This is a genomic window from Paenibacillus terreus (assembly GCF_042138595.1).
Taxonomy (GTDB): Bacteria; Bacillota; Bacilli; order Paenibacillales; family Paenibacillaceae; genus Paenibacillus; species Paenibacillus terreus.
Genome location: NZ_JBHIRX010000006.1, coordinates 196,881 through 208,155 on the forward strand (window position 1 = coordinate 196,881; position 11,275 = coordinate 208,155).

Here is an 11,275-nt window from a genome sequence, read left to right on the forward strand (position 1 = left end):
CCGTAATGAAGATTACTAGTTATGAATTATTTACAGTACCTCCTCGTTGGCTATTTCTCAAGATTGAGACAGATGAAGGGATTGTTGGCTGGGGAGAACCTGTAATAGAAGGAAAAGCAGCAACCGTAAAAACTGCGGTTGACGAATTAATGACGTATTTAATCGGGAAAGATCCATTAAGAATTGAAGATAACTGGAATTTAATGTACAGAGGAGGCTTCTATAGAGGAGGCCCTATCCTAATGAGTGCCATTGCAGGTATTGACCAGGCACTTTGGGATATCAAAGGTAAATATTTTAACGCACCTGTGTATCAGCTCTTAGGCGGCGCTTGCCGTGATTCGATTCAGGTGTACTCCTGGATAGGCGGTGATCGCCCCAGCGATGTGGCTGCGGCAGCTAAAGCAACCGTTGATCGAGGATTTAAAGCAGTCAAAATGAACGGCTCAGAAGAACTGCACTACGTAGATTCTTTTGAAAAAGTAGAAAAAATATTAGAAAATGTAGCGGCTGTTCGAGAGGCAGTTGGTAAACATGTCGGAATTGGATTGGATTTCCACGGACGCGTGCATAAACCAATGGCTAAAATTTTAGCGAAAGCACTTGAAGAATTCAATCCTATGTTTATCGAAGAACCGGTATTACCACAAAATAACGAAGCTTTAAAAGAGATCGCCCAATTAACTTCCATTCCAATTGCAACTGGTGAGCGCATGTTCTCAAGATGGGACTTCAAACCATTATTAGTTGGAGGATATGTTGATATTATTCAACCTGATCTTTCGCATGCGGGCGGTATTACAGAGTGTAAGAAAATTATTAGCATGGCAGAAGCATTTGATGTGGCAGCAGCTCCACATTGTCCGCTGGGGCCGATTGCATTGGCTGCCTGCTTACAGGTAGATGCAACTGCACATAATGCATTTATCCAAGAACAAAGCTTAGGGATTCATTATAACCAAGGCAGCGATTTATTGGATTATGTAACAGATGCAAGTGTGTTTGATTATAACAATGGTTATGTCAAAATCCCACAAGGACCAGGACTGGGCATTGAAATTAACGAAGAGCATGTACGAAAAATGGCAAAGGTTGGACATCAATGGCAAAACCCGGTATGGCGCCATGCAGATGGAAGTATAGCAGAGTGGTAAAAAACATAAGAGGAGAAGTAATATGAACCAGAAAGCAACAAAAGTTCGTTATGGGGTAGTCATAGTTTTGTTTATTACAGTAATCATCAATTACATGGATCGAAGTAATATTTCAATAGCAGCCCCTCTTCTTACTAAAGACTTAGGTTTAGATCCAGTAAAAATGGGTTTAATCTTCTCGGCTTTTGGTTGGACCTATTGTGCTCTGCAAATTCCTGGCGGATGGCTTTTAGATAAGTTAGGAAATAGAAAGACGCATGCTCTTGGAATTACTGGTTTCTCTCTTGCAACACTACTACAAGGGTTTGTTAGTGGTTTTACAGGGTTATTCTTACTGCGGGTTGGTCTGGGAGCTTTCGAGGCACCAGCATTTCCAACGAACAGTAAAGTTGCAGCTGCTTGGTTCCCGGAAAATGAAAGAGCCAGGGCAGTATCCCTTTATACATCAGGACAGTTCGTTGGATTGGCATTTTTAACACCTACATTAATAGCGCTCCAGCAATGGTTGGGATGGAGAGGACTATTTATTCTAACAGGCATTATTGGAATTGCATGGGCTATGCTCTGGTACATTTTATACAGAGATCCTCAACACAGTAAACGTGCAAATAAAGAAGAATTAGACTATATTCGTGAGGGTGGAGCCATTTTTGATTCAGCTGCTGCTGAAAAAGTTGCAAAACCTAAAACAGGATTAAAAGATTTTGCAGTCGTATTAAAAAGCAGAAAGTTATGGGGAATATACATTGGACAATTTTCAGTAGCTTCTACGTTATGGTTCTTCTTAACATGGTTTCCCACTTATCTTGTTGAATACAGAGGGTTAGGATTTATTAAAACCGGTTTTCTGGCTTCTTTACCGTTCTTAGCAGCATTTGTAGGGGTTATCTCAGCCGGCTTCCTTTCGGATTATCTTGCCAAAAAAGGCGTTTCAGCAGACATTGCACGGAAAGTCCCTGTTATTACTGGTTTATTATTAGCCACATCAATCATCGGGGCTAACTATGTTGAAAGTACTAATTTGGTCGTTCTATTTATGTCCATTGCGTTTTTTGGAAACGGTTTCGCGTCCATCACATGGGTATTTGTTTCCCTGCTGGCACCAAAAAGACTTATTGGTATCGCTGGTGGTGTGTTTAACTTCATAGGTGGTACAGCGTCTATTATTATTCCTATCGTGATTGGTGTATTAGCAAAAGGCGGTGATTTTGCACCTGCACTTACATTTATTGCTTGTGTAACTTTAGCCGGAGCACTATCTTATATCTTCTTGGTTGGGAAATTAGAGAGAGTGCCTGACGTTAAATGAGTAAGTAAAGAGAGCCGGGGAAGTGGTCCCTGGCTCTTGGTCTCACTTATCTGCCCGTCCCTTGTTCTCTTCTTCCCGTTGAATAAGCATGTCGGCAAACAGGTCGATCTGCTCGCTGATCGCGATCGGGTCGTAAGGGTAAAACGTATCAAAATCATTCGAGAAAAACCGGTTGTTCTTCACGGCAGCAAGATTCCTCCAGACACCGGATTTCTTCAGCTTTTCAAGGCTTTCGCTTGTCCCGTCCGGATCGTAGTTGGTTAAAAACATGTAATCCGCCGCATATTGGGGCAGCGCCTCCAGGGAAAGCAGCTTGGTTCCTTCGCCTCCCTGCAGCAGTTCCTTCTGTATGACCGCTGGCGCTTTAAGCCCCAAGGCACTATAGAGGGCCTGTCCGCCACGACCGGCATTGTCCCCAAATGCATACAATTCATTCTTCGGGGTCAGCTCGTAAATGCCGAAGGTGGCGTTTTCGTCGATAATACCTTTGATTTTTTCCCGTCCGGCAGCCGCTTTTTCCTCATATTTGCTGATAAACTGCTCACCCTTCTCCGGATGGCCCGTTAAATCGGCAAACAGCTCGACCGTTTTATAAATGTCTCTTTCCGCGTCAAAGGGAATATGTACAGTCGGCGCGATTTTGGACAGCTGCTCATATTGATCATCATACATGACCACGATCAGATCAGGCTGCAGCTCCAAAACGGATTCCGCGTTAATCGGCGTTCCAACATCCTTGATGTCCTTCATTTTGTCTTTTATAAAAGGATTCTTGAAAGCATCGCTTCCCGAGCCCGCTACAGGCGCCTCGACGGACAACAGCGCACCTGTATAATAATCGGTTATGATCCGCTGCGGTTTGACAGGAATTTCGATCGGACCTTTGTCCGTCTCAAATACTCGCGTTTCATTTGCAGCCGTTTCGGTGCTGCCCGTGCTCTCTCCCGTATTTCCTGCCGCCTTGTTTTCAGAGCCGCCCGCCGCCCCGCATCCGGACAAAATGATTAAAAATATAAACATCAAGATGCAGATTGCAGGCATTGCTTTTTTCCTGCTCATTTTTCCTTTGTCCCCCTACCGTAAGCAATAAATATATGATAATGAAAATCATTATCATATAAATGATAATAGCAAGACCTTTCCCTGCCGTCCAGCCTTTTTTATGATTACCTGAGAGGAATTCCGGAAACACAAAAACGGGCCAAGTCCACTGAAGTGGGACCCGCCCGTTTAGAGATGATCCATATCCGTATTGTGCTGCATTGACCGCAAGAGTAATACCTCCTGTTAGAATTGACTTATACGTATATTCGCTTGTGAATGCGCTTACAATTTGCTTTAGAACAAATCGCTTACCAACTGGATCCACCCCCATATCGAGAGATACAACGGAATGCTGAGCAGTGTTGCCCACAACAGGCCTACCCGAAAATCTCCTTCATGTCTCATGGGAATTCCTCCTCACGATTGAGCTTTTGGTACCGCTTACTACATATTATATACCCAACCGGCGAAGTTACCACTCCTTTTTTTGCACTCAGAAGACAATTGGGCTCTATAAAAAAAGCAGACACAAGGGCTGCTCATCCCTTGGTCTGCTTGGATGTATGGAAGTCTCTGCTTACAGCTTGTAGAAAGCCTCCAGTTCCCGCACGATTTCAGCTTTATCATGCTCAACAACCTTCTGATGCTGCGGCAGCGTGAACAGCTGCTCGATCTGCGGCGGGAATTGCTGCTTGATATCTACGAGCCGCACCGCTTCATCAAATTTCGCCGGATGCGCCGTTGCAAAGGTTACTGTGACTTCCCCTTCACCGGCCTCCGCCTCATATGCCGCAATGCCGCAGGCTGTATGCGGATCGAGGAGGTAGTCATAATCTTTCTTGTAAGCTGCGATGACTTCCAGACACTGCTCATTGCTGGCTCCATGGGCCGCGAAATCCTGCTGCACCTTGGCCAGGTCCTCAGGGCTGACCGTAATCTTGCCGTTTTGCTGCAGCTCCTTCATATATGCGGATACCTTCTCAGAATCCTCGCCCAGGAAATAGTACAGGTATCTCTCGAAGTTGCTGGCCACCTGGATGTCCATCGACGGGCTGTGGGTCATTTTGAAGTCACCCGGCTTATACTCTCCTGTCTTCACAAAACGTTCCAGAATGTTGTTTTCGTTGGTGGCAATGATCAGCTTATTGACTGGCAGCCCCATTCGTTTGGCCAAATATCCTGAGAAAATATTGCCGAAGTTGCCGGAAGGCACACAGAAATTGATTTTCGGAAGCTGCTCTCCCTTGTTGATTTGCAGGTATGCATAAAAATAATATACGGTTTGGGCCAGAATCCGTACAAAGTTAATGGAGTTAATGGCGCGCAAATGGTATTTGCTCTTGAAATCCAGATCCGCAAACAGCTCCTTGATGACCTTCTGGCAATCGTCAAAATTGCCTTTGACGGACAGATTCAGCACATTCTCATCATCCACCGTCGTCATCTGCAGCTCCTGCACCTTGCTCACCTTTTGATGCGGATGCAGAATGCAGATCTTGATGCCTTCCTTGCCGCGCACACCCTGAATGGCCGCCGCACCTGTATCACCGGAGGTCGCTCCAAGGATATGGATGATCTCGTTCTGTTTCTTCGATACATAAGAATAGAATTCGCCCATAAATTGCAGGGCAACGTCCTTAAATGCAAAAGTAGGCCCGTGGAACAGCTCCAGAATGTACAAGGAATCATTCAGCTGATGCACAGGCGTCACTTCCGGCGTCCGGAAGCTGGAATAGCTGCGGCGAACCAGCTCCCGCAGGTCCTCCTGCGGAATCTCATCATTGATATACAATGAGAAGATTTCCAGGAACAGCTCCTCATAGCTGAGCTGCTTCCAGTTCTGCAGCGTCTCCTTCGCAACAACCGGAACTTCAACAGGCACCATCAGTCCCCCGTCGTCGGCCAGGCCCATAAGCACCGTGTCTATGAATCCTTTGGGTTCCACTTGTCCTCTTGTGCTGATATACTGCATTGTCCACTTTCCCCCATTAAACGTAAATATTTTAATCTGTTAAGAAAAATCGATTTTCGAAAAAATTCCACCAGGCGCGGACACTTTTCTTAAATGTACATTGGCGTACTTTTTTTTAATTATTGTCTATATTAACCTGACATGTGGCTGTAACCAAGCATTATTTTTGTTTTCGCAAAATATACCTCCAGGAACTGAACAAATTGCAGCTTCAGGGGGGCATAGAACCTATTAAAATGATACAATGGCAAGGCTGGATGCTGCAATATATCCATATTAATCCAGATAGGAGAGATATACATAGCACTATGAGTCCATCTGCCGCATTAAGAACATTCAACTTTTTATACTTCGCCCTGATGGCGATGTTCCTTCCGTTTCTTCCGGTGTATCTGGATGAACAAGGGGTAAGCACGTCACAAGTAGGCATTATAGTATGCACCGGGGGTATCGTTACTCTTATCTCGCAGCCATTATGGGGAATGATCAGCGACCGCACGAAAACAATTCGCAAAATCATGCTGCTGCTGATTACATGCACATCTGTTACCGGTTATCTGCTGTATGATACCGCAAGCTACGGGCTGCTGATCCTGTTTGCCATGCTCGTTTACTTTTTTCTGATGCCTATGGATCCGTTGATTGAAAGCTTGAATTTTCGTGTTGCCGAGTCCACCGGCGCCAGCTATGGCTCTTTCCGCACCTACGGTGCACTGGGTTATGCCGTTATGTCCCTCGCCGCCGGTTACATCCTGTCCCTGCTTGGAGCGGGCAGCATGGCCTATGTTTTTGCCGGTTTGGGTGTGGTCAGCTTTCTGATTTGCTTACGCGTGCCGGATGCACCTGTGACAGGCAAACCGGTAACACTGGACAGCCTCAAGGGTTTTCTGAAAAACAAAAAAACGCTGCTGTTTCTCCTGCTCGTGTTCATCAGTTCCGTTCCTGCGCGTCTGAATGATACCTTCCTGGGCGTATATATCCGCGAGCTGGGCGGAAGCGCCGAGCTGGTCGGGCAGGCCTGGTTTCTGGCCGCAGGCAGCGAGATCGCCGTATTCGCGCTCAGCTTCTGGTGGCTGCGCAAAGGCAAAGAGCTGATCATTGTTACCATTGCCGGCGCTTTCTATTTTGTACGCTTCTTTTTGACCGCCTGGATTGCCGACCCGCAGTGGCTCGCCATTCTACAGATTCTGCAGATCGCAACGTTCCCGGTGTTCTATTCCGCCGCCATTCAGTACATTTACAGCATCGTGCCGGAGGAATGGCGGGCAACCGGCCAAACCGTGCTGGCGCTTCTGTTCTTCGGCATCTCGGGCATCGTTGCCTCCTACGCAGGCGGGGCGCTGTACGAAGCCTTTGGCGGCAGAGTGCTGTACTTGTCCGTATCCGCCATGTCTCTTGCGGGCGCAGTCATTGGCTTCGTTCTAAGCCGGGTGTATGGAAGCAAGCATAGAAGCGGCGCAAAGGCTTCCTGATTTTCAAACAAAGGCTCAAACTACAGGTGATATAAAATATGCTGAAATTCTACTTATTTCCGATCTCATATGCATTCTTGACCTTTCCGATCGCCGCACTGCTGTTCACGCTGCCGTTTCTTATTGTGCAGTACCGCAGACACGGCTATATCCACAAGGCCAGAGCATTTATGCTGTATCTTTTTTTGCTGTATCTAATGAATATATTTTATCTAATTCTGCTGCCGTTTCCCGAAACACGGCATAATGCGCCGCTCGCGGGCGGCAATTTGCAGCTGGTTCCGCTTCATTTTATTCAGGATATTATCCGGGAAACCAAGGTGGTCGCGGATGAACCGTCAACCTATTGGCATCTGCTGCAGGAACGCGCCTTTTTGCAGGTTGTGCTGAACATCGCGCTGACGGTGCCATTTGGCATGTTTCTGCGCTATTATTTCCGTACAGGGTGGTTGCTGTGCATCCTCCTGTCTCTGCTGCTCTCGCTCACGTTTGAGGGGATTCAGCTGTCCGCTAATTTCGGGTATTATGACAATCCCTACAGAGTGGCTGATGTGGATGATTTGATTGCCAATACGCTTGGCGGCATCAACGGTTTTCTGCTCGCAGGCTGGTCTGCAGCCCACCTTCCCCGAATGGACCGTCTGGATGAGAAGGTCGATCTGTCCGCCAAACGCGTATCCTACACAAGACGGGGCGTCGCCTGGCTCATCGATCTTGGGGTATGGCTGATCATTTACGCTCTGTTGATGAACTACCATACAGCAGCGGCTTATTGGATATCCAGCGGGCTGTATTTTATGCTGCTTCCCTTTCTGACAGGCGGGCGTACGGTGGGCAAATGGACGGTCCGCATCAAGGTGGTTGGCGCAAGCGGCAGGGTCTCCCTGCCGGCGCTAATCGTCCGCTACGGTATGCTCTATTGGATATTGGGCGGAATCTGCATTTGGCTTCCTATTCTATCCCTGCGGGTCTCCGATCTGACTTTTGTCATGGCCGCGTTTGTAGTATTCGTTGTGATGATGGCATTTGTCGTTCATATCATGACCCGTATCCTGAAAAAAGACCCGCTTCTGTTCTACGAGAAGCTGAGCAGAACCTCCCATGCCATCACCTGGCCGGACAAACATCGCAACAATAAAAGCCTGCAGACTACACCGATGTAGTTTGCAGGCTTTTTTACCGCCATCTCTATTTCATCTTTGTCGTTCTGGATGAGCGCCACATCAGGAACAGCAGATAAGGCGCTCCGAGCAGAGCGGTTACGATGCCGGCCGGCAGCTCCTTGGGCATGATGACGATTCTGCCGACCCAATCCGCAGCGGCCAGCAGCACGCCGCCAATGAGGGCGGCAAGCACCATGTTCTGCCGGTGATTCGAGCCTGTAAGCAGACGTGCGGCATGGGGAGCCAGCAGTCCGATAAAACCGACCGAGCCGACGCTGGCTGCTGCGATGGAGGCCAGCAACACGGCAATGATGCCGGTATACAGCCGGGTATTGCGGACATGCAGGCCGACACCGGCCGCGCTTTCGTCGCCGAATGCCAGCAGATCGACTCTGCGGCCAAGCCACCAGGCCAAGGGCAGCAGCAGGACGAGGGCTGGCGCAAGCTGCAGCACCTCCGCCCAGCCACGGCCATAGGTACTACCGGCCATCCACGCCAGTGCGGGGGCAACGGCCAGCTTGGCGTGGATGATCATAAGATTGATCAACGCCGCGCTCGCAGCGGCCACGGCAATCCCGACAAGTGTCAAAATGGTCGGGTTCAGCCCCCTTTTCCAGGAGACGGCATAGACCAGCGCTGCGGCGGCAATCCCGCCGATGACGGCTCCAACCGGCACCCAGCTCGCGGGCAGCTGCGGCAGCAGAATCATCAGGAAGAGGGCTCCCGCTCCGGCGCCGCTCGTAACGCCCACGATATGCGGGTCACCGAGCGGATTGCGCACAGCGCTCTGCAGAAGGCTGCCGCTGACCGCCAGTGCGATGCCGGCCAGGCCGGCTGTAAGCAGACGAGGCAGACGGAATTCCAGCAAAATCTGCCGGTACATCTCTTCTCCCCCGCCCGATAATACCGCTATGACCTCTGTAAAAGGAATCTGGAGCGTTCCGCTCATCAGGCTGAGCGTCCACACGGCAAGCAGCAGGAGGCTGAAAAGGACGACCCACAGGCGGAAAGCTCCCCACCTGAGCCTGCCTCCGGCAGCCATGGAAGTGGTCGGCCCGCCTTCGATCCTGCGTGAGACGCGCATGGCAAGCCAGATCAGCCAGGGCCCGCCGATCATAGCCGTAATGGCGCCTGCCGGCAGTTCGCCGTACGAATTGACGAATATCCGGGCGATCGTATCGGCACCTGTCAGGAGAGCGGCCCCCCATACCGCGGCAAGCGGCACAAGTCCGGCATGTTTCGTAATGCCGGTCAAACGGACCAGATGGGGCGCAACCAGGCCGATAAAACCGATGGGCCCTACGACACTGACGGTCACACAGGCCAACAGAACGGCCGCCGCCATGGCGGCGGATCTTGCCAGCCCTACACGCTGGCCCAGCGAACGGGCAGTGTCCTCTGAGAGCAGCAGCATGTCCAGCTGCCGGGAAAAGAGCATCGCTGCTAGCAGTCCGGCGGCAACCCACGGCCAGGCAAAAACGACACCGTCCCAGTCATTCTGAACAAGCGACCCCGAGCCCCACAGAAAAATGCCCTGGGTGGTTTGTTCATTCAGCAGCACCAGCGCGCTTGTTACGGAGGAAAGGATAAGCGTCACAATCATCCCCGACAGGGCGATGCGCAGCGGAGTGCCCTTGGAACCGCCTGCCAGCGCATGCACGGCGAGCGCGGCTGCCGTCCCGCCGATGACAGCAAAGAGAAGGGAGTAGTGTCCCTGCATTACCGGCCAAAAGAGCATCCCACATACAACCGCCAGATAAGCGCCCGCATTGACACCAAGGGTTGACTCCGAAGCAAGCGGATTGCGGGTGACGGTCTGCATGAGCACACCGGCTGCGGCCAGCGCCGCGCCGGACAGCAGCCCGATCACGGTCCGCGGCATGCGCACACCACGAATGAGATGGTGATCGGGCAGATCCTGCGGAGCTGTAATGGCTTGAAGGACGGTCGTCAGAGAGATATGAGCCAGCCCTTGAGTGAGGCTGATAAACGATATGCCGAGCACAGCCGCAAGCCCTAAGAGCAGCATCCCGGTGGTACGCAGGCCTGTCCCGGTTCCGGCGGCTTGTTCCGGCTGTGAAGGTATGAGATTTCTGTTGAAAATGCCCATGGTTACTTGGTCAGCAGATCGGCAGCCTTCTCAGCCATGACTTTTGCCCCGAGCGGGCCTCCGTACGGCCAGGTATCTCCGCCCAATGCATAGATGCGGTTTTCTTTTACAAAATTAAGGCCATTCCAGACCGGATTATCCTTCAGCTGATTTTCAAAGACATTGTCGTCATTCTGGGTAATATGAATGAAATTGGCTTCCTGCAGCGCGGGCAGTGCTTCAACGTCTGCAGTCGTGAATCCGTAAATCTCAAACTGTTTCGATTTGTACGCATTTTTGAGACCGAGATGCTCCAATGTCTTGACGGCCAGGGAATTATCCGTAGATAGACGGAACGTCACGGCATTCTGGTTGGTAAAGGCCATGGCAAGAATAAACGGCTTCTGATCCGCGCCGACTTCCGCGATCCGCTTTTTGGCCGTTTCATACGTTTGATTCAGATCATCCAGCACAGCCTGTGCTTCCGTATTCTTGTCCAGCACATCGGCGATGGTCCGGAACGTCGTTTCCATATTTTCGTACTGGTCTCCCTGCCCCTCTTCCGGGTAAGGATTGAACAGCAGTGTTGGCGCAATCGCTTTTAATGCGTCATAGTTTGCCTCATTCAGGGATTTCAAGCCCAGGATTAAGTCCGGCTTCAGGGAAGCGATTAATTCCATGTTGGGAGCGCTGCGGTCACCAATATCCGTGACGTCCGGTCCTATTTCCACCGGTATGTCAACCCATTTTTTCATTCCTTCGATATCGGTAATACCCACGGGCTGCATGCCAAGCGCCAGTACATCCTCCGCAGCCGTCCAATCCAGCACGACCACGCGTTTGGGAACACCTGTCACCGATATATCTCCCATGGCATCCTTGAAGGTGCGTGTTTCCTGCGGCGTGCCATTCGAAGCCTCCGCAGCACTCCCTCCCCCTTCAGTAGCGGTGTTCTGAGCGCCGCAAGCGGATAGAATAACAGCGAACAATAGCATGATCAAAAAAGCAGAAGATTTTACAATACGCAATGAAACTTCCCCCTTAAGCTGTATGTATTAAAAGTTCCTGTATC

At 50.2% G+C, this 11,275-nt stretch carries 8 protein-coding genes; 4 read left to right on the forward strand and 4 right to left on the reverse strand.

Going from position 1 to position 11,275, the window contains the following annotated elements:
* Window positions 1-5 precede the first annotated feature (5 nt).
* The gene (gene dgoD / locus ACE5KN_RS13600; protein WP_375524836.1) at window positions 6-1,154 is read left to right on the forward strand and encodes a galactonate dehydratase; all 1,149 of its coding nucleotides are present in this window, start codon (window positions 6-8) and stop codon (window positions 1,152-1,154) included.
* A gap of 22 nt (window positions 1,155-1,176) precedes the next feature.
* Entirely contained in the window at window positions 1,177-2,463 is a 1,287-nt protein-coding gene (locus ACE5KN_RS13605) for an MFS transporter (protein ID WP_375524835.1), read from the forward strand.
* Window positions 2,464-2,505: 42 nt separating this feature from the next.
* Here the strand turns inward: ACE5KN_RS13605 and ACE5KN_RS13610 are convergent, their stop codons facing one another.
* Both ACE5KN_RS13610 and thrC read right to left on the reverse strand, forming a co-directional pair.
* Window positions 2,506-3,522, reverse strand: a complete 1,017-nt coding sequence (locus ACE5KN_RS13610; RefSeq protein ID WP_375524834.1) for an ABC transporter substrate-binding protein — start codon at window positions 3,520-3,522, stop codon at window positions 2,506-2,508.
* A gap of 562 nt (window positions 3,523-4,084) precedes the next feature.
* Complete coding sequence (gene thrC, locus ACE5KN_RS13615) at window positions 4,085-5,479, reverse strand: threonine synthase (RefSeq protein WP_375524833.1); 1,395 nt, start codon at window positions 5,477-5,479, stop codon at window positions 4,085-4,087.
* A 308-nt stretch (window positions 5,480-5,787) separates the two neighbouring features.
* On the opposite strand from thrC, the gene ACE5KN_RS13620 reads away from it, so the two are divergent.
* Window positions 5,788-6,951, forward strand: a complete 1,164-nt coding sequence (locus tag ACE5KN_RS13620) for an MFS transporter (RefSeq protein WP_375524832.1) — start codon at window positions 5,788-5,790, stop codon at window positions 6,949-6,951.
* A 38-nt stretch (window positions 6,952-6,989) separates the two neighbouring features.
* Window positions 6,990-8,114: a VanZ family protein gene (locus tag ACE5KN_RS13625; RefSeq protein WP_375524831.1), complete on the forward strand. Its 1,125-nt coding sequence runs from the start codon at window positions 6,990-6,992 to the stop codon at window positions 8,112-8,114.
* 25 nt (window positions 8,115-8,139) lie between these two features.
* On the opposite strand, the gene fhuB is transcribed toward ACE5KN_RS13625, so the two are convergent.
* Window positions 8,140-10,224 carry a Fe(3+)-hydroxamate ABC transporter permease FhuB gene (gene fhuB / locus ACE5KN_RS13630; RefSeq protein WP_375524830.1) on the reverse strand — a complete coding sequence of 695 codons (2,085 nt, stop codon included), beginning with the start codon at window positions 10,222-10,224 and terminating at the stop codon, window positions 8,140-8,142.
* A 2-nt stretch (window positions 10,225-10,226) separates the two neighbouring features.
* Entirely contained in the window at window positions 10,227-11,231 is a 1,005-nt protein-coding gene (locus tag ACE5KN_RS13635) for an ABC transporter substrate-binding protein (RefSeq protein ID WP_375524829.1), read from the reverse strand.
* Between the last annotated feature and the right edge of the window lie 44 nt (window positions 11,232-11,275).

Bases quoted from the DNA above. Each gene is read 5' to 3' on its own strand.
- dgoD (WP_375524836.1), top strand. From the start codon at position 6: ATGAAGATTACTAGTTATGAATTATTTACAGTACCTCCTCGTTGGCTA.
- ACE5KN_RS13605 (WP_375524835.1), top strand. From the start codon at position 1,177: ATGAACCAGAAAGCAACAAAAGTTCGTTATGGGGTAGTCATAGTTTTG.
- ACE5KN_RS13610 (WP_375524834.1), bottom strand. From the start codon at position 3,522: ATGAGCAGGAAAAAAGCAATGCCTGCAATCTGCATCTTGATGTTTATA.
- thrC (WP_375524833.1), bottom strand. From the start codon at position 5,479: ATGCAGTATATCAGCACAAGAGGACAAGTGGAACCCAAAGGATTCATA.
- ACE5KN_RS13620 (WP_375524832.1), top strand. From the start codon at position 5,788: ATGAGTCCATCTGCCGCATTAAGAACATTCAACTTTTTATACTTCGCC.
- ACE5KN_RS13625 (WP_375524831.1), top strand. From the start codon at position 6,990: ATGCTGAAATTCTACTTATTTCCGATCTCATATGCATTCTTGACCTTT.
- fhuB (WP_375524830.1), bottom strand. From the start codon at position 10,224: ATGGGCATTTTCAACAGAAATCTCATACCTTCACAGCCGGAACAAGCC.